Source organism: Streptomyces minutiscleroticus (genome assembly GCF_014650875.1).
Classification (GTDB): domain Bacteria; phylum Actinomycetota; class Actinomycetes; order Streptomycetales; family Streptomycetaceae; genus Streptomyces; species Streptomyces minutiscleroticus.
This window is the reverse complement of sequence record NZ_BMVU01000008.1, coordinates 116,796-139,065: the sequence shown is the minus strand read 5'-3', so window position 1 is coordinate 139,065 and position 22,270 is coordinate 116,796. Positions and strand designations below refer to the sequence as shown.

The following is a 22,270-nucleotide window of genomic DNA, read 5'->3' as shown; positions in this document are numbered from 1 at the left end:
GCTCCTCGGTCTGTAACTAACTGGATATATTCATAACCCATGACGGCGCCCATGTAAATAACCGGGTGGTTATGTACCATGGAGGCATGCCACCTGATGCCACGGAGACCAAGCGGCGACTGAAGAAGGCGGCGGTCGAGGAGTTCGCCAGGCACGGCCTGGCCGGCGCCCGGGTCGACCGCATCGCCGAGAACGCCGCGGCCAACAAGCGGTCGATCTACATGCACTTCGGGACCAAGGAAGAGCTGTTCGACATGGTCGTCGCGGACAGCATGGTCGAGCTGGCACAGGCGGTCTCGATCGACGCGAGCGACCTGGCCGAGTACGCCGGCGAGCTGTTCGACCAACTGGAACAGCGGCCGCACGTACGACGGCTGTACCTGTGGGCGGGCCTGGAGCGGCAACAGCCCGTCGACGCCGAGGTGGCGGAGTACCGGCGCAACATCGCCGCGATCGAGGCGGCCCAGGCGGCGGGCCGGGTCCGCACCGACATCCCGGCCACGGAGCTGATGGCCATGACAGTCGCGCTGGTGATGAGCTGGGAGACCGCCTCCTGGTCGCTGAAGGCCCTGCAGACGCAGACCGGCCCCGCCTCCTTCGCACCCCGTCGCCGGGACGCGATCGCCGCCGCCGTCACCGCACTCGTCCACCCACCCCGGACCCGCTCCTGGACACCCTCATCCACATCGAACAGCCGATGAGCCCTGCTCCGACATCAGTCCGGGCAGGTCGGGTGCAGGGCGAGGACGGCCCGGACGACGACGGTGGCGGCGTGTGCCGCACTGCGGCCTGCGGGCGAACACCAGGTCCTGAGCGTGGCCATGGCCTGCTCTACAGGCGCGCACGGACAGACGAGACACTGGCCGCACCTCGACCAGCGGAAAGGGGCGCCCAGCGGCCGCGGAACGTACCCCGCACAGTGTTGCCGGGGACCCTTGTCGACGGGGGTCTTGGGTCCGTCTTCGTCACGCGACGTCCACAGGGCACCGGCCTCACTGCATAGATCGACAGGGACTCGATCGCCCCACCGCGAAGCTCCAACGGCCTCCGAAGCCCGACCGGGCTCTCCCCGGCCACGCTCACGCGGCTGACGACGCAGTGGCGGGCCGACCACACCGCCCTCATGGACCGTGACCTCCCGGAGGCCGACTACGTGTACGTGCGGGCCGACGGCATCCGCCTCTCCGTCCGCCTGGAGGAGGCCAAGGCGTGCGTCCTGCTGCTCATCGGGGTCCGCGCCGAGGGCTCCGAGGAACCGGTCGCCCTCGAGGACGGCCACCGCGAGTCGGGCGAGTCGTGGGCCGACCCGGTGCGGGACTGCATCCGCCGGGGCATGTTCGCCCCGGTCCTCGCAACCGGCGACGGCGCACCGGGCTTCGGGAAGACTCCGGCCGAGGCGATCGTGTCGGCGGCCACGGCGAGCGTATGGGCCGGCGCCAGATACCTGACCGCGATCACCGAGTGGATCGCGGACGCACCCCGCTGAACCCCTGTATCTCTCGGCTTCACCGTCGACCCGTTCAACAGGACGGTCGCAGTGCCTCGCCCCACTACGGTGATGCGGCTGCTCAACCGTCTCGACGGCGACGCCTTCGACGCCGTGATCTGCGCATTTCCGCAGGCCAGAAGCGCCCCGCTTGAGGAGGCGGGACGCCGGCCGGCCATCGCGGTCGACGGCGAGGTGCTGCGCGGCTCGCGCCGAGCAGGCGGGAAGGCGGCCGACCTCAGCCCGCCGGCTGAGCAGGCTCGGCCGCCTCGCCGGCCGGTCCGGTCCGCCCGCCGCAGAACACTTCCCGCACGAGCCTGTCCTGCGCCTTCAGGAACGCTCCGGACAGAGACAATGCGGCGTCGTCCACATAATTCAGCGCGGCGGTCAGGGTCTTGCTGCCGTCGGACGTGCTGTACATCAGCGCCGCATGGCCGCCGGCGCCGCCATTGTGGAAGAGCAGCGTGTCGCCGCCGGGGCCCGCTTCCTGCACGCGCAGCCCCAGGCCGAAACCGCTCTTGGGGTGCGGCTTTGCCATCTCGGCCAGCAGCGGGGCGGGCAGGAGCCGGCCGCCTGCCAGTGCGGAGATGAACGTGTGGAGGTCCTGGGTGGTGGAGATCATGTCGCCGCCGGCGGAGATCCAGGAAGGATTGTGGCGGGTGACGTCGACCGTCTCCTGGCGGCCGGAGTCCTCGTACCGGTAGTACGCGTGGGCGTACGGCCTGGGGATCTCCGGCGAGGTGCCCGGCACGACGGTGCCCGACAGACCGAGCGGCCGCACGATCCGCTCCCGTGTCACCTCGGCGCACGAGCGACCGGTGACCTTCTCTACCAGCAGTCTGGCCAGTACGTAGTTCGTATTGGAGTAGCTCCAGTCCGTCCCCGGCTCGAACCGCGCGGGCCGGGACAGCGCCAGCCGTGCCAGTTCCTCGGGCCGGTAGGTGTGAAACCGGTTGTCCACCCACTCCTTGCCCGAGACGGTGGAGGGGATCCCCGACGCCACCGTCCCGTCCTCGTAGTACTCGCCGGTGAAGTTGAACACCCCGCTGGTGTGCTGCAACAGCATCCGTACCGTGATGCGCTCGTCCAGTCCGCACCCGGGCAGGTAAACGGCTGCCGGGACGTCCAGTTCGACCTTCCCCTCGGCCACCAGTTGCAGCACCAGGGTCGCGGTGAAGGTCTTGGTGTTGCTGCCGATCCGCACGTGTCCGTCGGTCGGCGGCGCGGCACTCGCGCCCAGCTCGGCCACCCCGGCGCTGCCGGCCCACCCGCCCCGCTCGTCGTGCACGCGCAGGTGCACTCCGGTGATACCGGAATCGACGATCTCCTGGAGGGCCTTGCGCAGCTTTGGGCGGTCCGGCCCTGCGACGGAGTTCTCGGCGGTGTCCAGGGATTCACTCATGGTCATTCCTTGTCTCGGGTCAGCAGGTACGCGGCACCGCTCGGGCCGCGCGACGGTGGTTCCCGAAGGTGGCCACCGGCCCCTTCGAGGCGGCGATGAGACGAGCGTTCACCCTGACCCAAGGTCAAGGTCAACCTCCGCCGTGACCTTGCGCTGCCGGCGTCCCCGAGGGGGTGCCGCACTGGCGCAAAGGCGCGCTACCCTCACCGCTGTGATCACCCGCAACCCGGCGAACGGGCTCACGATCGGCCAGGCGGCGGCGTTCGTGGGCGTCACGGTCAAGACCGTGCGGCACTATCACCGGCTCGGCCTGGTCGCCGAGCCGGACCGGGACAGTTCCGGCTACCGGCGCTACGGGTCGGCCGACCTGCACCGGCTGATCCAGGTCCGGACCCTGGCCGGGGCCGGCGTGCCGCTGGCCGGGATCGCCGACCTGCTGGACGCCGGTCCCGAGCGGTTCGCCGCCGCCCTGGACGACGTCCGTCGCCGGCTCACCGAACAGATCGAGGACCTGACCGCGCGCCGCGACACGCTGCACCGGCTCGCCCACGGCGACCGGGCCCTGCTGCCCGACCGGGCCTGCGCGGTGCTGGACCGGCTCGCCGGTGCCGGCTTCGGCCCGGACTACGTGGCCGTCCAACGGGAGGCTCTGGTGCTGGTCCGGGCGCTGATGCCGGAGATCCTCGACAGTTTCCTGACCCGGCTGGAACTTCTCCTGGACGACCCCGAGCACGTCGAGCTGACCCGGCGCGGCTGGGAGGCGAGGACCTGGGACCCGGACGACCCGCGCATCGAGGAACTGGCGGCCGCGCTGGCCGACAAGGTGCTGGCCGACCGCGGGCTGCCGTCGATGCCGGCCGGGTTCCGGAAGCGGTCCGACGCCGCCTCCCGGTATGCGGTGGTCAACGGCCACCGGGCGGACGAGACACCGTCCATCGCCCGGTTGAACGCGCTGGTCGAGGCGAATCTGCGCGCGGCCGGCATCGACGTCCCGCGTCCATGACGGCCACCCGTCTCCCAGGGCTCCGGGGCTCCCGGGAGCCCCGGACAGCCGCTACTGACTTTGTCGGTGTGATGTCGTGGCTGACGGTGGTGGTTGCCGCGGCGGGCCGGTTGCACGAGGTATCCGCAAGGAGGCGGGCTGAGCGCGGAGCGGCAGGCGTTCCGTGAGCACGTCCGGTTGCAGGCGGCGGAGCTGTTCGTCCTCGGAGAGGGCAATGCCGCTGTCGCTGGGCGGTTGCGTGTGAGCGTGCGGTCGGTGCAGCGCCGGCGCCGGGCCTGGGAGCACGGCGGGGAGCGGGCCCTGGCGTCGAAGGGACCGATGTCGGGGCCCAGGCTGAGCGAGGCCCTGTTCAGGGTGCTGGAGCAGGAGTTGGCCAGGGGCCGGTGGCGCGCGGATGGCCGGACCGGAGGTGGACGCCGTCACGGATCAGGACTTTGACCGGGCGCCGTTTTCACCTGGGTATGACCGTGTCGGCGATCAGGCAGATGCTGCGCCGGCACGGCTTCGGCCACCAGGTGCCGGCCCGCCGTGACGTGAACCTCAAGGGCGTCTGGCTGGCCATGGGCGCCGAGATCGCCGCCATCCGGACCACCGCCAAGACGGGCGCCATCGTCAACAACTCATCCGCCGGCCGCCGTCACCCACGGCCCGGAAGACATCCGCATCAACGCCATCGCCCCCGGCAACACACTGACCGAGATGATCCGCACCTGGGAGACCGACTCGCCCGGCCTCCGGGAACGACTCACGGCGCACACCCCGCTGCGCCGCGCGGCCGACCCACAGGAGATCGCCCAGGTCGCCGCCTGGCTCCTGAAGCGACCGCTCCTCCTACGTGACCGGCACAGTCCTACGGGTCGACGGTGGCGCACGGGCCTGAACCGCGGACGCCTCCATCCGTCCCTCCCTGGTCACCCCACCCACGACACCTGACCGCACCACCCCAAGACGACCGGCACGCGGCGGCCACGACGGCGTCTTCGACCCGGCGTTCGCCGATGACCGCCACCGCGGTGGCGGCGTCGAAGGAGGACCGCACCGATTCCAGCACGGCCGGCTTCGCCAGCGAGTACGAATGCCGGTGCTCGGGCAGCGACAGGGCCGCATCAGCCGGACATACGCTGGGCGTGGCGGGCCGTCACGGCGCGGCAGTGTCAAACGAATGGTGCGATCGGGGCAGTTGGGGTTACGGCCCCGGGACTGGTGGGCTCGCGTGTTGAGGTGCCGCGTATCCGGCACACGGCTGACGGCTTGACTATTGAGTGTTGCCGGTAGCGGTGGTCCAGTTCGGGTCGATGCGGCCCAGCCAGGCGTCTTGATCGTCGGCCAGTGGTTGTCTCAGGGGAAGTGGGAGGAACCGGCAGGCGAAGGTGAGGCCGCCGTCCTCCCCGTCGCCGTGGACGTGGTGCTCCCACTCATCGGAGGTGTCCGCAGGTGCCTGGAGGTGGAAGAAGCCGGTTCGTCGCGGCTGTCCCGTGTCGGGGTGAGGCTTGTCCTCCACGGCGATCGGCCGGACCACTGTGGCTGTGAGCAGACCGGTTTCCTCGGCGACCTCTCGAAGAACCGCTTCTTCCAGTCCTTCGCCTGGTTTGACCCCTCCCGCCGGGACCTGGGTGCCGGCCTCCGGCACACCGACATGGTCGAAGACCAGCAGCTCGGGGACGGCGCGATGCCGGATCACGTATGCGGCGACGCGGACTCTGGGTCGGGTCGTCCCGGCATTGTCCGTCATCGGCGCCGTTCGTGATCGCCGGAGGCGTACCGGCTCCAGATACCGCCGGCCTCGGCGACCAGGCGAGTGGCGGTCCCGTCGTGACAGCCGAGCGCCTTGGCGATAACGGGGGCCGGGGCTTGCGGGACGGGTCGGCGGATCGCGGAGACCCTTCCCCGCTGCGGGGAACGCCGGTCCCACGCAGATGATCTCGCTTCCCTGCCCGGCGAGCGGCGGACGGGCGGGCAGGCTCAGCCTCTGGTCATCGCGCGCAGTCGTGCATTACGGGCGTCCAGCGCCTGCTGGGTGGCGGGCATGATGAGGTCGCCGCCGGGTCCGGCGCTGTCCTGGGCGCGCGTGGCGTACGGACGCTGGTTGGTTTCGTACTCGTCGAAGGCCGTTTCGAGGTCTCCTTGATGCTTGTGCAGTGCCCGGGCCAGTAGCCAGGTGCCGGTGAGGGCCAGGGACGTGCCGCGGCCGGACAGGTTGGAGGCGCAGTGCGCGGCGTCGCCGACCAGCACGATGCGACCCTTGTGCCAGGTCGGCATGTGGATCTGGCTGACGGAGTCGAAATACAGTTCCGGATCATTGCGTACGGCGTCGAGGATCTCGGGAACTTGCCATTCGTCGTGGCCGGCGAACGCGTCGAGCAGGATCCGCCGTTGGGCGTCGAGGTCGTGGTGGTCGTAGTCGATCCAGTCGGAGCGGAAGCTCAGCACGCCGAGTGCGGTGTCATGGTAGCGGGCGATGCCGATCATGTGACCGGGCCAGTTGAGGAACGAGCTCTCCCGGTCGCCGCCCCGCTGCGCGGGCAGGTCGGTGAGGGCGACGTAGAAGCCGAGGTGTTCGAGGTAGTCGCTCTCGGGCCCGAAGGTGAGCCGGCGGGTCAGCGAGTGCATTCCGTCGGCCCCGACGACCAGGTCGAAGCGGTCCTGCCGGCCGGAGGCGAATGCGACATCGACGCCGGCACCGTCGTCGTGGAGGCGGGCGATGGATTCCCCGAAGACCAGCGAGGCCGTGGGGGGCAACGCCTCGTGCAGGACGTGCGCGAGGTCTTCGCGGGGGATTTCGATGTCGTCCTCGGAGTCGCCTATCTCGCTGACGGGAAGTTCGGCGAGCACGGTGCCGTCGGCGTCGATGAACCGGGACCGCTCGGTCATGGTGACCCGGCGGGCGTGGATCTGGTCGAGGACGTTCATCGAGCGGGCGACCTCGAGGGCGTCGCCGCGCACGTCGATGGGTGAGCCGTTGACCCGCAGGTGGTCGGCGCGTTCGACGATGGTGACGTCGTTGCCGGTGGCGCCGAGGTTGATGCCGGCGGCGAGGCCGGCTATTCCGGCTCCGGAGACGAGAATGCGCATGTCCTACTCCATAGGAAACGAAAAGTATGGTGTCTGTGAGGCAGCATGAGGCGGAGGGTTTGTCATGGGGACCACGACGGCGAAGCGTCGACGTGGGGCCGCGCTCGAAGGTGCGCTGCTCGACGCGGCCTGGGACGAGCTGACCGAACGCGGCTACGAGTCGCTCAGCCTGGAGAGCGTCGCCGAGCGGGCATGTACCAGCAAGCCCGTCCTCTACCGTCGCTGGCCGAGCAAGGCCGATCTGGTGCGGGCGGCGCTGCTGCACGTCGTCCAGCGGGACCCGATCGCCGTGCCCGACACCGGCACACTGCGTGACGACGTCATCTCGCTGCTGCGGCAGGTCAACGAGCGTCGCGTCGGGCTCGCCTCCGCCCTGGTCGCCCAGCTCGCCGACCTCTACCGGGCGACGGGCACGAGCATCGGTGACCTACGTGTGGCCCTGACGGCGGGCCAACGGTCCGCAATGGAGGAGATCGTCGAGCGAGCGGTCGAGCGCGGCGAGGTCGATCCGGCGAGACTCACCCCGCGCGTCATCCGGCTTCCGGAGGATCTCTTCCGGCACGAACTGCTCATGACCTCACGGGCCGTACCCGACGCGGACGTCGTCGAGATCGTCGACACCATCTTCCTCCCCTTGGTCACCCGCTGACTCCTAAGAAACCAGCCGTATCTAAGGTCACAGTAGCGGGCGCTCTTAAGATACGCAACGTTTCTTATGGGCGCGGCATGAGGCCACAGTCCCCGCACACAAAAAGCCTGCGCCGCAGGGCGGCGGCGCCTCCCGCATCGCCCGGGCCCGCCGCCCGGCCTCCGGCCGCCTCACCTGCCATGGGCCACGAGCACCCGCCTGCCCGCGTCCGAACGAGGCGACCCGGCCGGTCCGCTGTGCTGCCGGGTCACCGGACGCTGCCGAGCACGGCGTCCGCATGAACCGCGCCACCGACCGCGGACGCCCCTCTCCCCTACCGGGCGCCACGCGGCAGTCGCCAGCTGATCAGGGCGGACACCGACGGTTGCCACCGAGGGGCCGGTGCACCGTCCGGGTCCAGGCCGCACGGCCGCCATCCGAGGACCACCGCCCACATCGTGAACGAAGTAGGCGGGACGCCGGTACTGCCGTGATCGGTCGGTCGCCGGGCCGAGAGACCTGACTGCTTTCCGTTGTGCAGCAGCGGGTACTCAGGTGGAATTAGCGATGCGAACTGCCCCGGGTCCGATAGGGGCCCCGGACATGTCCGGGGCCCCTATCGGACCCGGGGCAGTTCACTTGTGCTGGGCAGGTGCCGGTACCGCTGGTCCGCGTTGTCGACCGGCAGCCGCCTGTCGGCCGCCCAGACGGCCAGAGCGCAGGCCGCGAATCCGGCTCCGAGGAGACTGGATGCGGCCCAGCCGTGGGCGGTGAAGGTGGCGGTGGTGGCGGCTGCGCCGAGGGCGGAGCCGAGGGAGTAGAAGACCATGTAGCTGCCGATGACACTGCTGATGCGGTCCGGGTGTGCGGTGGTGAGCAGATGCTGGTTACTCACGTGCACGGCCTGAACGGCGAAGTCGAGAAGCACGATCCCGATGATGGGGAGCCACAGGGACCAGGGCAGTTGCCCGATCGCCGCCCACGCAAGGGCGAGCAGGGCGAGCGCGAGACCGGTGACCGGGGCTGCCCGTCCCGCGTCTGCCCACCGTCCCGCGCGTGCCGCGCCGAGTGCGCCGGTGAGGCCGGCGAGGCCGAACAGCCCGATCTGGCTCTCGGACAGCTGCCAGGGGGTGTCCGCCAGCGGCAGGGCCAGTCCGCTCCACAGGGTTCCGAAGGAGGCGAACAGGAAGAACGCGATGAGTCCGCGGGTCAGAAAGAGGCGCTGCTTGAGCAGGTCGCCGAGGGAGGCGACGGCCCGTACATAGCCTGTGCTCAGGTCCGGGTGTTTCTCCGGTGGCAGTGCGGTCAGGACGAGGGCGGCGAGTGCGAGGGACAGCGCTGCGAGCACGGCGTAGACGCTCCGCCAGCTCCACATCTGGGCGAGCGCGCCGGTGATCACCCGTGCGCCCAGGATGCCGACCACGACGCCCGCGGTCACGACGCCGATGGTGCGTCCGCGTTCGGCGGGCGTGGAGACCGACGCGGCGTAGGCCACGGATGTCTGTACCACGACCGCGAACAGCCCCGTCACCGCCAGCCCCGTGAACGCAGCCCAGGCGGCCGACGCCGAGGCCGTCAGGGCCAGGCCGCCCGCGGTGACAGCCAGGTGCACGGCGATGAGCCGGCGCCTGTCGGCCACATCACCGAGCGGCACCAGCAGCACCAGTCCTGCCAGATAGCCGAACTGGCCGGTCGCGACGATCCACCCGGCGAGGTGGGCCGGCACCCCCAGATCGCGTCCCATCGGCTCCAGAACCGGCTGCGCCGCATAGATGCTCGCCACAGCGACACCGCACACCATCGCGAGCAGCAAACGCCGCCAGGTGTCCATCGCACCCCACTCCCAATGAGTAGTAAAGTGAAACCATTTTGACGGTACGGCATGATGGTTTCAATCCGCAACTCATTGGGAGGTGCCATGCCGCGCATCACCACGCGCTCCTCAGGCCCCGACTGGACCGACCCCGACTGCCCGGTCGCCCGCACCCTCGACCTCGTCGGCGACCGGTGGAGCCTGCTCGTCATCCGCGACGCGATGGACGGAGCCCGGTCGTTCACCGAGTTCCAACGGCGCACCGGCATCGCCCGCAACATCCTCACCGACCGCCTGCGCAAGCTCACCGCTCACGGGCTCCTGGTCCAGCGCACCGCACCATCGGGCCGCCGCCAGGAATACGCGCTCACCGACGCCGGCCGCGACCTCTTCCCCGTCATCCTCACCCTGCGGCAATGGGGGGAACGCCACGCCTTCACCCCCGGCGAGCCCCACTCCACCCTGGTCGACCAGCACGGCGCCCCGGTCCCCGCCCTCGTGCCGGCCGGTACCGACGGCACCCCCCTCGACGCCGACACCACCCACGTACAAAAACCCCGCTAGGGGACAGCAAGAATACTCAGCCGCCCCGAAAAGGAGCGAGCGATAAATCTTGCCAGCACGCGGCGCAATCACTTCACGGCGAAAACTGCAAAATTGTCAGTGTGTCATCTCCTTGAGCAACGTAGACGTCCACTGACATCCTTGCCGTCGCAGCTGACAAGGTTCCGCTGCCCATCAACCGAGAGACCGCACTTCAGAGCGTCGACGCCTCCTGCCAGTCGTTCAGAGTCGTCATCGGTTCACCGGCCTTGATCGTTCGTTGACGCTGTGATTGGGTACCTCGCCGCCCTTTCCGAGTCGCGGGGAAGAACATTGGACTGGAGTTTGCTCAAATTTCTGCCGGCACTGCTCCTTTTCACGGGTTCCGGACTCTTCTACGACAGGGGCCGTCTGCTCAGGCGCCGGGGCGTCACAGTGGCGGCACGCTGCATCGACAGGCGGTGGCAGGGGCAGGGCGGTCCGACCTACGTACTCGGATACACCGCGCAGGACGGCCGCGAGCGTGTGATCGACGCGGGGGAGAAGGAAGTACCACCGGGAATCCGGGCGGGCAGTGAGGTGCTCGTGTGCTACGACCCCGTGTCCCCGGAGCGTGCGGAACCCTTGCAGGTGACCGAGGCGCCGCTGTGGCGCCGCGGCTATGAGTGGATACCGGCGAGCATGGGCGTGGGGGCCGTCCTTCTCGCCCTCATCGCCTGACGTGCGGTGATACGACCGCGTCGGCCCGGCGACCGGCTCCCCGGCCCGCCCCTGCCCAGCACCGATGCATACCGGATCGCCCCTGTCGAGCAAGCCCTTCCCGAGCCGGAAGAACTCTTTTGATCCAGTTCAGGGAACAGCAAGTGGATCAGAAATCGAGTTTCTGAGAGTGGTCCGTACCGTCTCCGTCCTTACCGCCACGGACCACCTGCTGCGATCATCACATGCCCACCCGGCGCCGCGCCGGGTTCCAGTGCTCCCGGACGCGGACGTCCGCTGGCGGCCGGCCCCTTCGCGCAGCCGCGTCGCCGATACGCAAAGACACCCCAGGGCGCCCGATCCCCCGGGCGCCGCTCCTGCCCGCCCGATCCGTCCCCCACCCCACCACCACGTACGGGCAACAGGAGCCGGCCAAGGGGATGTCAGCCCCGCAGACCACACCAAAAACGCCAGTTGACCTGCACATATGACCGAAAGTCGGGAAGGGGGAGAGCAGGGTGCCCTGCAGGGTGCCCTGCAGGGCGCAGTGCAGGGCTGCTACGGGAAAGGCGTCCTGTCCGTGGCCAGCCATGGACAGGGAGACGGGTACCGCCCCGACCGGGACAGAACCGGACTCGGGCTGTCACGGCTGAGATCAAGGTCCTATGCCGTGCTGGCGCAAGGACTGGCCCTGAGATCCTGCGCAGGTTCAAAAAGCCGTCTGTCGGCTCTCTGAACGCCCGGCGGCGGCCCCGCAGCTGCCGCCCCTCCCCACCCCGCGCACGGAGACTTCGCCGACGCGCCACAAGTAGCCCTGCGCGCTCCGAACCCCGAGGTTGCCCCCTGCTGCCCGGCCCGTGGTCTGTCCCATGGTCCGTCGCGGTCGGTCCGTGGTCTGCTCACCGGCACCCCGTCACAGGCCACATGCTGAACACCGCATCACGTCGACGGCAGATCCTGCCCGGCAGCAGGGGTGAAGGTACACCCCAGATGCGGTGGAGTTTCGAGCCCTCCTCCGCCTGCCCCGTCCGAAAGCCGATGCTCGACGCCCTCACCCCGGCCGCCCCGCGTCGGCCGGTCCTCCGACCCTTTCTCCAGCAGTTGCCCGGCGCGCAGCCGTTGGTCCTCCACCGCCGCATCGTAAGCGCTGGTATTGCCGTCGCCCCCTTCCTTCAGTCACCGGTCACGGCTGCGCTCCCGTCGGACGGTTGGCTGCTGTCGACATAGACGACCAGCGTCCGTTCCGGCTGTTCGGCCAGGTGAAAAGCGGTGTACGCATACTCGGTCGCTCCCCGTTGCGGGTGTCGTAGCCGCTTGCGACCGCTGTGCCGGGCCTGCACCTCGTACTGCGGCCACCAGTCCCGCACCTCCGGACTGCCCTCGTTCAGGTCCTCGATCAGGCGGGTGTACCGCGGATCGCCGGCGTGGTGTGCCGCCAGCGTCCGAAGTCGGCCGAGCAGGCCGCGTGCTTCGGATTCCCAGTCGACCAGAACGTCCCGGGCCACCGGTTCGAGGAACACCCAGCGGACGAAGTTGGCGGGCCGGTCCGCCTCGGTGATGAGCCTCGGGAACAGCTCGTCGGCTGCCTGGTTGTGACTGAGGACGTCATAGTTGCCGCCGATGATGTACGCCGGGTTCGGCTGGAGCAACAGGGGGACGGCACCCGCCTCGGCCGGAAGCGGCTCGCGTTCCTCGGCTTCGGCAGCAGGCGCGTGACCGGCGAGCCGGAGAAGGTGATCGCGCTCGTGCCGGTCGAGCCGCAGCGCCGCGGCGAGGGCGTTGAGCACCTGTTCGGAGACGCGGATCTCTCGACCCTGCTCCAGGTACGTGTACCAGGTGGCGCTGATCCCGGCCAGCAGCGCCAGTTCCTCCCGGCGAAGTCCCGGAGTCCGACGGCGGCCGGTCGGAGGCAGGCCCACCTCCTCAGGGGTCAGGCGCTCTCTCCGGCTGCGCAGGAATTCGCTTAGTTGACGGCGCTGGGCCGACTGCGTGGACATGACGGATGGCACCTCTGGTTCCAGGACAACTGCATTCTGGATACCAGGCTAAATCCCCAAGACACTGGTGTGCGAGCGAGGGCCGCGGAACGACCGACGGCCTCACACGGTCAACATCGGCACCCCGGCCTGGCAGTGCGCAACGGCTTCTGGAGGCTCCTCCCGGGCCTGCCAGCACGCGACACCCCGGCCGCTGTGCCGAAGAAGGAGAGGTCAGCTCATGTCCGGAATCAAGGGCAAAGTGGTGGCGATCACAGGAGCTAGCAGTGGCATCGGCGAGGCGACCGCGCTGCTGCTCGCCGAACGCGGCGCGCGACTCGTCCTTGGCGCACGCCGATCCGAACGCCTGGGGGAACTGGTGGCCCGGATCGGGAAGGCAGGTGGCGAGGCCGTCCAGATCCGCACCGACGTGACCCGGCGAGACGATCTGCAGGCCCTGGTCGCGCTGGCCGGTGAGTGCTTCGGCCGACTCGACGTACTCGTCAGCAATGCCGGAGTCGGCACCATCTCGCCTCTTGACGATCTGCGCGTCGACGAGTGGGACCACATGGTCGACGTCAACGTGAAGGGCGTGCTGCACGGGATCGGCGCCGCCCTGCCGGTCTTCCGGGCGCAGGGAACCGGTCACTTCATCACCGTCGCCTCCACGGCTGCGTTCCGCATCGTGCCGACCATGGCCGTCTACGCCGGCACCAAGTTCGCGGTCCGGGCCATCTGCGAAGGACTGCGCCAGGAAGCCGGCGACTCCCTGCGGGTGACGACCGTCTCGCCCGGTCCAACGATGACCGACTTCGCCGAGGCCTCGACCAACAGCCAGGTCAGAGCAGAGATCACGAAGATGCGGGACGACATCGCGATTCCGCCCGACGCGATCGCCCGGGCCATCGCCTTCGCGATCGAACAGCCTGCCGTGGTCGACGTGAACGACATCGTCGTCCGGCCCACCGCCCAGAGCTGACCTCTCCCGCACGTCCGGCGCGGACACACGCATCCGCGGGACCGATCCACGGGGTGACGGCAACACAGGCCCGCTGGTCCGTGGCTGGGTGGCATGGCCGATGGGAAACGACGGGCGCGACGCCAGATGATCAGGGTCGTTGAGACCGAAGATCGGCCAGGAGCCGCGTCCGCGTGCGCATTACCTGGATCAGCGTCCCCATGCGCCACTTCGTGGATGCAGCCGCGCCGCATCCACTCACGGCCCCCTCTGAACCGGCCGCGCCGGCCGAGGTGGTGGACCGCCTCCCCGATCCACGCCGGGTACGAGGACGCCGCTACCGGTTCGGCGCACTGCTGGGGCTGTGCGTGGCCGCGGTGCTGGTCAGCTCCAGCCGCCGAACAGGCCGCTGTGCAACTGGGCGTTGCAGATGTTGTATCCACCCGAGGCGTGCCCCTTCTTCGTCCTGCCGTCGACCGCGATCGAGCAGTTGATGTCGCCGTCGCCCATCAGCTGAGCGGACATGTGGTGGTGCATGGCGTCGCCGTCCAGCTTCAGCGTCTTCGTCATCGGCAGTCCACTGCCCTGGCGGCTGTCGGTGTCGCTGCCGTACGCAGTCCCGCCCGGACGACTGAGCGCAGTTCGGCGGCAGCCCGTCCGGAAGGCTGCGTTTCGTGCGACCGCACGGACATGCCTGAACATGCCGACGAACAGCCCTCCACCCGAGAGAAGGCCCTCACCGCAGGCTGTCTCCTGCTGCTCGTACTGGTGGCGGACGTGGCGGCCGGAATGCTGGTTCTCATCCTGCTCGCAGTACGAGGACTGGACCGAGCGAACGCCGACTTCGGACAGGCGGTGGCCGGCACGCCGCCCGCGGACTGGGCGCCAGTGCTGTGCCACGGCGCATTGGCCCTGGCCGTCGGCGTGACGGGCCTCGTACTGCTACGGCTCGGACACCGATACATCGGGGCGGCCCGACTGGTGCTCTGCATCGTCCTGGTCCTGGCCTTCCCTGCGACCGGCGGGTGATGCTCGGTGTCGAGATCCCCGCAGGTCGGTCTACGGAGCAGATCTGTCTTGAGGGGGCCGTGACGAGGGGAGCCCGGGGTGGAGCGGTCGTTGAGTCTTGCGGTGGCGCAGCCGAGGTGCGCGGCCTGCGACGTGACGGCCGACGCGGTGACCGTGGACCAGGCGCTCACGGTGCCCCTACGGTCAAAAAGCCACGCCTCCACAAGAAGCGCGAGCAAGACCTGCCACCGACCGTTGCCGAGGCAGCTGTGATCGAACCTCACGGCACGGCGGGTCCCAGTCGGCTCTCCGTCATCCGTAGCCACACCGCCGGGATCGGCCACGAACGCGACATCGCCTTGGCCGAGCCTGCGCTCGGCCGTGTGTCACTGTCCGCGGCGGTGTCGCACGATCGAGGGCGGTCTCCGTTGGCGTACCCTGACCGGCTCTACCGCCCTCGACCGCGGGAAGGATCCCGCGTGATTCCGGGGTTTCGCCGCTGGGCCCGCAGGGTCACACCGGCCGCGTCCATGAGGCGCTGCCGGGCGGTGACCTCGCCGAGCGGGTGGTCCTGCACTTGGGGCCAGGAGGCGCCGAGCAGGGGCAGTCGGCGTACCCCCAGTACCATTCCTGCGAGGTTTTCCGGTCGGCGCTCCGCGAGGTGGCCTTCCTGCGCGCTGCTTCGGGCTTGCGGCGCCCGGCGTCGATGCTTCGAACAGGAACGTGTGGCGACGCAGCCGTACAGGGCGTCCACGCAGAGAGCGGTGGGGGATGAGTGTGGTGGAGAGCTGGTCCCGCGTGATGGGTCTTCTTCGGGAGCACGCCCCGGCCGATCATGCGGATCTGCCCGGGTCGGCCACGGAACGGATGCTTGCGGCCGCCGAGGAGCGGATGGGCATCCCGCTCCCCCGGGAACTGCGGGTATGGCTGTTGCAGAACAACCTGGATCTTCCCGAGGAAGACGTGGACGACGATGTGGCGTGTTGCGGTTTCGCAGGCTTTCCGGATGAGGGAAGTTTCTTCCTGGGCATCCGGGCGATGGAGAAGCTCTACGCGAACCACTCCACGCCTGGTGGGGTCAACCCTCCGGATCGACCGGACGATCCGTTCTGGCGCAATGAGTGGATCCCGTTCCTGTCGGACCAGGACGGCTGGACAGGGAAGTTCATCGACGTGCGGGACGGCCGTGTCGGCAGGTGGTTCGTGGGTGAGATCACGACCACGGGCGAGTACGCGTCACTGACTCACTATTTCGACTCCGTGGCGGACATGCTGACGAAAATCGCCGATGGAAGCCATCCGACCTGCTCGGTCGTCGAAGGACGACTCGTCTGGTCCTGAAACCGAAGTGCCCCCGTTGTACCGGGGGCCTTCTCATCACGCGCTGACGTCGAGAGCGCCGTGAGTCCGTCCGCGTCGAGCCAGTGGTCGTCGTCCTCCACCAGGCGCTGCCGCCTGATGAAGCCGCCGAACGGCCGTGGCTTCGCTCATGTGGGCGGACAGCGTTTGTCGATGGCTCTGGGCAGGGATCGGTGAGCTCTTCACCACCTCACTCCGAGCTGGCCGGATACAAGCGGAGAACGGCTTGGCCGAAGCTCGTGATGCGGGTGGTCGAGCACCGCAGTCTGCGGAGGATCCGCCGGGACTTGAGGGTGGCGACGGCCTGTTGTCCGGTCCGTCACCGCCCGGTGACCCGCCGGGCACTCGAAGGAGCGGGTTTCACCGGCCGCGACCTGTGGCGCTGCATGCGGGTCCCCCTGCCCGTCGCGGAGCTGCCGCACTCCGCCCACCTCACCGTCGACAAGTGCGTGGATCCGCCGGGCAAGCGCCTGGAACTCCGTGAAGAGGAGGAACCGGTCGCTGAGGCCACCATCGGCCGCCCCGTCGCAGGAACCGGCGTGCTGTGGTGGATCAGCGTGGTCCCCGCCGCCCGCGGGCGGGGCCTTGGCACAGCGCTCCTGGGCTCCGCCCTGGACCTGCTCACCGGGCTCGGCGCCCGCGACGCGATCCTCTACGTCGACGACGCCCCGGCTGATGACCCCGAGCGCGATCGCACCGCCGCCAACGGCATGTACGACCGGGCCGGCTTCACCGAGGTCGACCGCTTGCACTCTTTCACCCGCCGCCCGTAGACGCCCGGCCTCTGACAGGGCCGGAATCGGAGTGTCCGCCCCAGGGCTTCGGCATGGTCCGGCCTCGTCCGTTGTGATCACGTGAGGGCGAGGGGGACGAGGGCGCGGGGGTCGGTGCCGGCCTCGGCCCGATCAGGCAGCCGATCCCGGTCCGCCGGGCGGTCAGGCGTACGGGCCCGCACCACGATGCCGCTGCGCTCTGCCTTGACCGACTCGATGACCAGCGCAGACAACCTTGAGCACATCATGCTCACAGAAGGGTTCGCGAGCGGCGTGATCAGCCGTGTCGCTCATCGCGCTCGGTCGCCACCGGGGATGAGCCGGACCCGTTTGATCGAGCCCCCCGCCGTCATCGGATGCCGGGGTGCGCCGGCCCGCCGTCCGGGCGGTGGGCCGGCGCTCACTCAGCCGCGGGCCACCGCGATCGCCCCGGACAGCCGTTCGCCCGCCTCGTAGATCATGTAGGGGACGCCGCCGTCGGTGCCGAAGGAGGGCGAGGCGGCGCGGCCGTTCTCCGGCGCGGCGCTGCGGGAGTTGTACAGGACGCCGAGGTGGTTGCGCCGGGAGAAGTCGTTGCCGACCTCGGTGATCAAGATGTCGCCGCCGCTCTCCTTGTCCTTGTTGTAGACGACGTAGGTGCTGTTGTTGCGGTACAGCAGGTGCGGGCCGCCCACGTTGACCGCACCGACGTCACCGTGCCGCACCAGCGGCTCCTGGGCGAAGGTCCAGGTGCGGCCGTCCGCCGACCAGCCCCAGCCGATGTCGCGGTGGTTGGCGGTGCCGTTCATCATGAAGACCATGACGTAGTGGGCGCCGCGGGAGGGCAGTTCGTGCGGGAAGACCCGCGCGTAGGAGGTCTCCGTCGTGCCGGCGGGCAGCATGGAGGTGGTCAGTACCACCTTGTCGTAGGTGAAGGAGATCCCGTCCTTGGAGCGGGCGAGCCTGGTGGTGGTGTTCTCGCCGTGGAAGTACAGCCACAGCTCCTTGGCGCCGGCGTTCCACATCACGTGCGGGGAGGAGACGTGGCTGACGGAGTAGTGCGGTGACCATGTGTTCTTCACGATCGGGTTGCCCGCGTACTCGGTGAACGGGCCCTCCAGGGAGTCGCCGTAGGCCAGGCAGACACCTCCGGGGGCGTCGTGCGGGGCGTAGTAGAGGTAGTAGCGGCCGAGCGGGGAGGACAGCTTGTCGTAGACGCCCCGGACGGTGGGGAAGATGATCTCGCCGGTGGGGTTGTAGGCGAGCCGGGACGGGGTGAGCAGGGTGCGGACGTAGGTGTAGTCGGGGAAGCCGCCGGGAGCGGCTGACGCGGTGGGCGCGGTGGTGACGCCCAGGGCGAGGGCGGCGCCGGTGGCGGCGGTGCCCTTGAGGAAGAGGCGGCGGTCGACGTGCGGCTCGTACATGTCGGCTCCTGTGGAAAGGGGATGTCAGAGGTACAGGGCTGCGGTGACGCACAGGCCGCCGCAGGCGACGGCCCACACATAGGGCAGGGTGCGGACCATGACCTGCTGCGGACCGACGCCCGCGTACTGGGCGCTCCACACGGTCTGGGTGCTGGTGGGGTCGGCGACACCGAAGACCTGGTTGTACGAGGTGGCCATGCCGAGGACGGCGACGGCCGGGTAGATACCGGTGGCGATGAGGACGCCCGCGATGCCCGCGCCCAGTCCGAAGACGTTGAGCGGGCCGCGGTACAGGCACAGCGGCACCAGCAGGGTGAACACGGCGACGAACAGCACCGGGTGGTGCGGGCTGACGGCCTTCATCAGCGGCTCGAGTGCCTCGACGGCCCCGGGGAGTTTGACGGCCGCCAGCAGGATGCCGATCGCGATGAACAGGGCCAGCGGCGGGGCCGCCACCTCGAAGCCGCCGTACAGGGTGCGCAGCAGCCGCTTATTCATCTCGCCGGGCCGGGTGGTGGTGACCAGGGCGTAGAGGACGCCGGCCAGGAGGGAGGGGATGATCGCCACCTCCAGGCCGAGGGCCAGGACGAGGGGGACGACCGGGGCGAGCAGGGCGTACCAGGGTGTGTCGCCGAGGCGTTCGCGGCGCGAGGCCGGGCGGGCGGTGACCGGCTTCAGGGACCAGGCGTGCTCGGTGCCGCGCCGCCGGTTCTCGATGACGACGTAGGCGACGGCGGCGACCAGCGCGAACGGGAACAGCTTGACCATGAAGCCGCGGACGGTGCCGACGGGCAGGTCGAGGGCGGTGGAGAAGAACTGCCAGACGGGCAGTTCGAAGGGGACGCCGACCGCGATGCCCATCAGTACGGTGCCCGCGGCCGTCACCTTCGGCACGCCCACGGCGACCATGGCGGGGATGCCGATGATGCCGGCCAGCATCGCGGCGGGCGCCGAGCCGGTGACCGTGCCGACGAGCGCGGAGACGGCGAGGACGCCCAGGGCGACGACGGTGGGCCGGTCGCCGCCGAACTCCACGATCTTGCGGACGAGGGTGCCGGCGATGCCGGTCTCGTCGAGCAGCCTGCCCAGCCAGGAACCCAGGACGATGGCGACCATGGTGGCGGCGAGGGCTCCTGCGCCCTCCTGGAGCACGGTGTCCAGGACGCTGTTCTCGCCGGTCAGTGGTGCCCCGGAGACGAGGGCGATGGCCAGGGCGAGCAGGACGAGGGCGAAGGCGGTGGGCAGTTTCCGGGTGAGCATCGCGGCGACGCCGGCCGCCATGACGAGGAGGATGACGACACCCATGGGTCAGTTCTCTCTTCTTGCGTCGCGTGCGGGGGATGGTGCCGGCCTGTGGGACCGGGCGTCGGCCTCGGCGGCCAGGGCGGCGGTCAGCAGTAGGGGGCTGCGGCCCAGTCCGCAGACGGTACGGGCGTAGGCGTGCGCGGCGACCTCTTCGGCACCGGCGACATGGCCGGGTACGCGCAGCCGGCCCAGGCGCAGGGCGCTGTGCCCGAGCGCGTGCTTCAGCGCGGCGCGTGCGCGACCGTGGTGGAGGTGGGCGTGCACGGCCTCGTGGGCGAGGGCGGCGGCCCGTACCGAGCCCGGCGGGAACCAGGCGCGCCAGCCGCGGGCGTCGACGACCTCTTCGGCCAGGGCGACGGTGTCGGCGTACAGCTCGACCGTGGGCGGCCGCGAGGTGTAGCGGGCCAGCAGTCCCCGCTCCAGACCGCCGTCGCGCTCCACGATCCTCGCGGTGCACTCCACGGGCGGCAGCGCGGCGCCGAAGGCGTCCGCGGCGCGGGCCCAGCGGCGCAGCAGCTCCGGGTCGCGGTGCTCATGGGTGGGGGTGGCGGCCAGCAGTCGCACCGCCCACTCGATGTCGTCGACGGCGGCCGGGTCCGCCGGCGCGTTGGTGTGCGCGGCGGTCATTCCCGCACCTCCAGTACGGCGACGACCGGTTCGTCGGCGGCGCGGGCGCGCAGTTCGCTGCGGGCGAGGGCGAGCAGCGGTCGGGGGTCCAGGACGCCGGAGAGGTCGGCGATGCGGGAGCCGAGCAGCAGGCGTACGGCGGGAGCGCGGACGCCGCCGTCGCCGTAGGAGGTGGTCTCGGCGACCAGTTCGGCCAGTTTGTCGGGTGCGGCGGCGACGGTGGTGGCCTCGACCCGGGCGTCGGGGGCGTGGTGGCGTACGACGCCGTCGGCGTCCACCACGCGTACGGGGTGCCGTGCGGGCCGGAAGCGGCGGCGGACCTCGGTGCCGTAGACGGTGTGGGCGGGGGTGCCGGCGAGGACGTGGACGCGGGACGGGTCTGTCTTGAGGCTGGCGGCGGCCAGACGCAGGCGTTCGGCGTCGTCGGCGCGGTGGGCGCGGTCCTGGGTGCGCAGTTCGGTGGCGCCGGTGGCGACGGCGCGTACCGCGTTGGTCTGCGGGTCGACGGTGACCTCGACCTCGACGCCGTCGGCGGCGGCGCCCTGCTGGACCACGGCGCGTTCGGCTTCGGCGCGCACTGCGAGGATCTGCTCCTGGGTCGCGCCGGGCACGATGCGCTCGACCTGCTCGCGGACGAGCGCGAGGGCGACGCCGATGGGGCTGATGACCTCGTTGTGGCGGGCGATCCGGCCGCTCATGCCGGTGCGGGCGGCGAGATGCGGGGTGACGGAGGCCGCGCCGCCGCCCCCGCCGACCAGGACGGCATGGTCGGTGTCGAGGCGGTACTCCCGTACGAGGGCGTCCACCACGGTCTTCACCTGATCGGTTCCGGCGTCCAGGAGGCGGGCGGCGGCGGTGGCCACGTCGGTGCCGAGGGCGGCGGCGAGCGGGGCCAGGGCGGTGCGGGCGGTCGCCGGGTCGGCGTGGGCGAAGTCGCCCTCCGGGACGCGGCCGAGGGCGTTGGCGGCGCAGGTCATGGTGAGCGCGAACCGGCCGCCGGCCGCGTCGAGCACCGCGTAGTCCGCGGGGTCGCCCGGCAGCGGGCTGAGGGTGGTCAGCTTCGCGTCGCGCAGGTCGGCCGGGTCGGCGAAGCAGGCGTAGGGCAGGCCCGCGATGTGCGCGCTGCGCGGCCCGGTACCGGTGACCCGGCCGTCCGCGACGCGGACCATGGAGCCGCCGCCGACGCCGACGGTGCGCACGTCGAGGGCGTTGAGGTAGGAGGTGCGGCCGAGGATCGTGGCGTGGCGGACGGCGACCTTGCCGCGCTTGACGACGCTGATGTCGGTGGACGTGCCGCCGGTCTCCAGGAACACGCCCTCGCTGACGCGTTCCTGCATCAGTGCTCCGGCGACGCCGGCCGCCGGTCCGGACAGGACGGTGAGCAGGGGTCTGCGGCGCATCTCGTCCAGGGCCATCACGCCCCCGTCGCAGCGCATCACCATCAGCGGCGCGGTCACGCCCGCCTTGGTGATGGCGGCGTCGACGAGGTCGGCGGTGGCCAGCATGCGGGGCAGGATCGCGGCGTTGACGACGGCGGTGCGGGTGCGTTTGCGCAGCCCGTACAGGGAGGTGATCTCGTGGGCGGCCGTCGTCGGCCGGCCGGTGGCGCGGGCGGCCTCGGCGACCGCGTCCTCGCCCTCGGGCCGGTCGACCCCGAACGGCTCGCTGGTGACGAGGGCCTCGGCGCCGGCGGCGAGAAGCCTCTCGACGGCGGCCCGTACCGCGCCGGTGTCCTCGGGGTCGGGTACGTGCGCGTAGTGCAGCGGAAGCCGCTTGCCCGGGGTGAGTTCGAGCTTGGCGAGCGAGGCCAGTCGGCGTGTGAGCACGGCGCCGGCGCCGGTGCCGATGCCGAGCAGGCCGACGGTGGCGACGTCGCCCTCCAGCAGGGCGTTGGTAGCCTGGGTCGTGCCGTGCGCCAGGAAGGCGACGTCGGCGGGCCGGTGTCCGGTCTGCTGCAGCAGCCGGTCGAGCGCCTCGACGATGCCGTGCGCGACACCGTCCTGGTGATGGTGGCTCGTGGGGACTTTCACCTGTCCCACGAGACGGAGCGTCGTGGCGTCGACCGCCACGGCGTCGGTGAAGGTTCCGCCCACGTCGATGCCGACGCGGATGCGGTGGGTGGTCATGTCCGGGCACCTCCTTGTGCTGGGTCGGTCCCACGCGGGCGGCCGCCGGGCGGGGCAGGTGGAGCTGCCCCGCCCGGACTCCCGCCTCG

At 70.4% G+C, this 22,270-nt stretch carries 20 protein-coding genes and 3 pseudogenes; 11 read left to right on the top strand and 12 right to left on the bottom strand.

What is annotated here, in order from left to right; genetic code table 11:
• Positions 1 to 86: 86 nt before the first annotated feature.
• Entirely contained in the window at positions 87 to 701 is a 615-nt protein-coding gene (locus IE271_RS12335) for a TetR/AcrR family transcriptional regulator (protein WP_229919286.1), read from the top strand.
• Positions 702 to 1,027: 326 nt separating this feature from the next.
• A pseudogene (locus IE271_RS12330) lies at positions 1,028 to 1,429 on the top strand (transposase); the annotation flags it as partial.
• A gap of 295 nt (positions 1,430 to 1,724) precedes the next feature.
• Here the strand turns inward: IE271_RS12330 and IE271_RS12325 are convergent.
• Positions 1,725 to 2,888, bottom strand: a complete 1,164-nt coding sequence (locus IE271_RS12325) for a serine hydrolase domain-containing protein (protein WP_190190287.1) — start codon at positions 2,886 to 2,888, stop codon at positions 1,725 to 1,727.
• A gap of 211 nt (positions 2,889 to 3,099) precedes the next feature.
• Here IE271_RS12325 and IE271_RS12320 point away from each other — a divergent pair, with 211 nt between their 5' ends.
• Together IE271_RS12320 and IE271_RS44335 are read left to right on the top strand one after the other, a co-directional pair.
• Positions 3,100 to 3,891 (top strand): MerR family transcriptional regulator, encoded by a 792-nt coding sequence (locus tag IE271_RS12320; protein WP_190190286.1) that lies wholly within the window; start codon positions 3,100 to 3,102, stop codon positions 3,889 to 3,891.
• Between the two features lie 93 nt (positions 3,892 to 3,984).
• A pseudogene (locus IE271_RS44335) lies at positions 3,985 to 4,730 on the top strand (transposase).
• 416 nt (positions 4,731 to 5,146) lie between these two features.
• Here IE271_RS44335 and IE271_RS12305 read toward each other — a convergent pair.
• Both IE271_RS12305 and IE271_RS12300 read right to left on the bottom strand, forming a co-directional pair.
• On the bottom strand, positions 5,147 to 5,623 hold the full coding sequence (locus tag IE271_RS12305; protein ID WP_190190285.1) for an NUDIX hydrolase: 477 nt from the start codon (positions 5,621 to 5,623) through the stop codon (positions 5,147 to 5,149).
• A 230-nt stretch (positions 5,624 to 5,853) separates the two neighbouring features.
• Positions 5,854 to 6,963, bottom strand: a complete 1,110-nt coding sequence (locus tag IE271_RS12300) for an FAD-dependent monooxygenase (protein WP_190190284.1) — start codon at positions 6,961 to 6,963, stop codon at positions 5,854 to 5,856.
• Positions 6,964 to 7,027: 64 nt separating this feature from the next.
• Between IE271_RS12300 and IE271_RS12295 the strand changes: the two genes are divergently transcribed.
• On the top strand, positions 7,028 to 7,612 hold the full coding sequence (locus IE271_RS12295; RefSeq protein WP_190190283.1) for a TetR/AcrR family transcriptional regulator: 585 nt from the start codon (positions 7,028 to 7,030) through the stop codon (positions 7,610 to 7,612).
• Positions 7,613 to 8,207: 595 nt separating this feature from the next.
• Here the strand turns inward: IE271_RS12295 and IE271_RS12290 are convergent.
• Positions 8,208 to 9,422 carry an MFS transporter gene (locus IE271_RS12290; protein ID WP_190190282.1) on the bottom strand — a complete coding sequence of 405 codons (1,215 nt, stop codon included), beginning with the start codon at positions 9,420 to 9,422 and terminating at the stop codon, positions 8,208 to 8,210.
• A gap of 87 nt (positions 9,423 to 9,509) precedes the next feature.
• Here IE271_RS12290 and IE271_RS12285 point away from each other — a divergent pair, with 87 nt between their 5' ends.
• Complete coding sequence (locus tag IE271_RS12285; RefSeq protein ID WP_190190281.1) at positions 9,510 to 9,968, top strand: winged helix-turn-helix transcriptional regulator; 459 nt, start codon at positions 9,510 to 9,512, stop codon at positions 9,966 to 9,968.
• 312 nt (positions 9,969 to 10,280) lie between these two features.
• Positions 10,281 to 10,667 (top strand): DUF3592 domain-containing protein, encoded by a 387-nt coding sequence (locus tag IE271_RS12280; RefSeq protein WP_190190280.1) that lies wholly within the window; start codon positions 10,281 to 10,283, stop codon positions 10,665 to 10,667.
• A 1,151-nt stretch (positions 10,668 to 11,818) separates the two neighbouring features.
• Here IE271_RS12280 and IE271_RS12275 read toward each other — a convergent pair.
• The gene (locus IE271_RS12275; protein WP_190190279.1) at positions 11,819 to 12,643 is read right to left on the bottom strand and encodes a helix-turn-helix transcriptional regulator; all 825 of its coding nucleotides are present in this window, start codon (positions 12,641 to 12,643) and stop codon (positions 11,819 to 11,821) included.
• Between the two features lie 220 nt (positions 12,644 to 12,863).
• On the opposite strand from IE271_RS12275, the gene IE271_RS12270 reads away from it, so the two are divergent.
• Complete coding sequence (locus tag IE271_RS12270) at positions 12,864 to 13,601, top strand: SDR family oxidoreductase (RefSeq protein WP_190190278.1); 738 nt, start codon at positions 12,864 to 12,866, stop codon at positions 13,599 to 13,601.
• 363 nt (positions 13,602 to 13,964) lie between these two features.
• Here the strand turns inward: IE271_RS12270 and IE271_RS12265 are convergent, their stop codons facing one another.
• Positions 13,965 to 14,150 carry a hypothetical protein gene (locus tag IE271_RS12265; RefSeq protein WP_190190277.1) on the bottom strand — a complete coding sequence of 62 codons (186 nt, stop codon included), beginning with the start codon at positions 14,148 to 14,150 and terminating at the stop codon, positions 13,965 to 13,967.
• A gap of 120 nt (positions 14,151 to 14,270) precedes the next feature.
• On the opposite strand from IE271_RS12265, the gene IE271_RS12260 reads away from it, so the two are divergent.
• Complete coding sequence (locus IE271_RS12260; RefSeq protein ID WP_190190276.1) at positions 14,271 to 14,609, top strand: inner-membrane translocator; 339 nt, start codon at positions 14,271 to 14,273, stop codon at positions 14,607 to 14,609.
• Positions 14,610 to 15,359: 750 nt separating this feature from the next.
• A complete protein-coding gene (locus IE271_RS12255; RefSeq protein ID WP_190190275.1) occupies positions 15,360 to 15,929 on the top strand; it encodes an SMI1/KNR4 family protein in 570 nt (189 codons plus the stop codon).
• 208 nt (positions 15,930 to 16,137) lie between these two features.
• Here IE271_RS12255 and IE271_RS12250 read toward each other — a convergent pair.
• A pseudogene (locus IE271_RS12250) lies at positions 16,138 to 16,257 on the bottom strand (IS5/IS1182 family transposase); the annotation flags it as partial.
• Positions 16,258 to 16,276: 19 nt separating this feature from the next.
• On the opposite strand from IE271_RS12250, the gene IE271_RS12245 reads away from it, so the two are divergent.
• A complete protein-coding gene (locus IE271_RS12245; protein ID WP_190190336.1) occupies positions 16,277 to 16,720 on the top strand; it encodes a GNAT family N-acetyltransferase in 444 nt (147 codons plus the stop codon).
• A gap of 77 nt (positions 16,721 to 16,797) precedes the next feature.
• On the opposite strand, the gene IE271_RS12240 is transcribed toward IE271_RS12245, so the two are convergent.
• The 5 genes from IE271_RS12240 to IE271_RS12220 form a co-directional block, all read right to left on the bottom strand.
• Positions 16,798 to 16,953, bottom strand: coding sequence for a hypothetical protein (locus tag IE271_RS12240; protein ID WP_190190274.1), 156 nt, complete (start codon positions 16,951 to 16,953; stop codon positions 16,798 to 16,800).
• A 171-nt stretch (positions 16,954 to 17,124) separates the two neighbouring features.
• Positions 17,125 to 18,123, bottom strand: a complete 999-nt coding sequence (locus tag IE271_RS12235) for a twin-arginine translocation signal domain-containing protein (RefSeq protein WP_190190273.1) — start codon at positions 18,121 to 18,123, stop codon at positions 17,125 to 17,127.
• Between the two features lie 24 nt (positions 18,124 to 18,147).
• Positions 18,148 to 19,428, bottom strand: a complete 1,281-nt coding sequence (locus tag IE271_RS12230) for a TRAP transporter large permease subunit (protein WP_190190272.1) — start codon at positions 19,426 to 19,428, stop codon at positions 18,148 to 18,150.
• 3 nt (positions 19,429 to 19,431) lie between these two features.
• The gene (locus IE271_RS12225; RefSeq protein ID WP_190190271.1) at positions 19,432 to 20,055 is read right to left on the bottom strand and encodes a hypothetical protein; all 624 of its coding nucleotides are present in this window, start codon (positions 20,053 to 20,055) and stop codon (positions 19,432 to 19,434) included.
• Positions 20,052 to 22,181, bottom strand: a complete 2,130-nt coding sequence (locus tag IE271_RS12220) for a hydantoinase/oxoprolinase family protein (RefSeq protein WP_190190270.1) — start codon at positions 22,179 to 22,181, stop codon at positions 20,052 to 20,054. The genes IE271_RS12225 and IE271_RS12220 overlap by 4 nt, the downstream gene beginning before the upstream one ends.
• Positions 22,182 to 22,270 lie beyond the last annotated feature (89 nt).

Bases quoted from the DNA above. Each gene is read 5' to 3' on its own strand.
- IE271_RS12335 (WP_229919286.1), top strand. From the start codon at position 87: ATGCCACCTGATGCCACGGAGACCAAGCGGCGACTGAAGAAGGCGGCG.
- IE271_RS12325 (WP_190190287.1), bottom strand. From the start codon at position 2,888: ATGAGTGAATCCCTGGACACCGCCGAGAACTCCGTCGCAGGGCCGGAC.
- IE271_RS12305 (WP_190190285.1), bottom strand. From the start codon at position 5,623: ATGACGGACAATGCCGGGACGACCCGACCCAGAGTCCGCGTCGCCGCA.
- IE271_RS12300 (WP_190190284.1), bottom strand. From the start codon at position 6,963: ATGCGCATTCTCGTCTCCGGAGCCGGAATAGCCGGCCTCGCCGCCGGC.
- IE271_RS12295 (WP_190190283.1), top strand. From the start codon at position 7,028: ATGGGGACCACGACGGCGAAGCGTCGACGTGGGGCCGCGCTCGAAGGT.
- IE271_RS12290 (WP_190190282.1), bottom strand. From the start codon at position 9,422: ATGGACACCTGGCGGCGTTTGCTGCTCGCGATGGTGTGCGGTGTCGCT.
- IE271_RS12285 (WP_190190281.1), top strand. From the start codon at position 9,510: ATGCCGCGCATCACCACGCGCTCCTCAGGCCCCGACTGGACCGACCCC.
- IE271_RS12275 (WP_190190279.1), bottom strand. From the start codon at position 12,643: ATGTCCACGCAGTCGGCCCAGCGCCGTCAACTAAGCGAATTCCTGCGC.
- IE271_RS12270 (WP_190190278.1), top strand. From the start codon at position 12,864: ATGTCCGGAATCAAGGGCAAAGTGGTGGCGATCACAGGAGCTAGCAGT.
- IE271_RS12265 (WP_190190277.1), bottom strand. From the start codon at position 14,150: ATGACGAAGACGCTGAAGCTGGACGGCGACGCCATGCACCACCACATG.
- IE271_RS12260 (WP_190190276.1), top strand. From the start codon at position 14,271: ATGCCTGAACATGCCGACGAACAGCCCTCCACCCGAGAGAAGGCCCTC.
- IE271_RS12255 (WP_190190275.1), top strand. From the start codon at position 15,360: ATGAGTGTGGTGGAGAGCTGGTCCCGCGTGATGGGTCTTCTTCGGGAG.
- IE271_RS12235 (WP_190190273.1), bottom strand. From the start codon at position 18,123: ATGTACGAGCCGCACGTCGACCGCCGCCTCTTCCTCAAGGGCACCGCC.
- IE271_RS12230 (WP_190190272.1), bottom strand. From the start codon at position 19,428: ATGGGTGTCGTCATCCTCCTCGTCATGGCGGCCGGCGTCGCCGCGATG.
- IE271_RS12225 (WP_190190271.1), bottom strand. From the start codon at position 20,055: ATGACCGCCGCGCACACCAACGCGCCGGCGGACCCGGCCGCCGTCGAC.
- IE271_RS12220 (WP_190190270.1), bottom strand. From the start codon at position 22,181: ATGACCACCCACCGCATCCGCGTCGGCATCGACGTGGGCGGAACCTTC.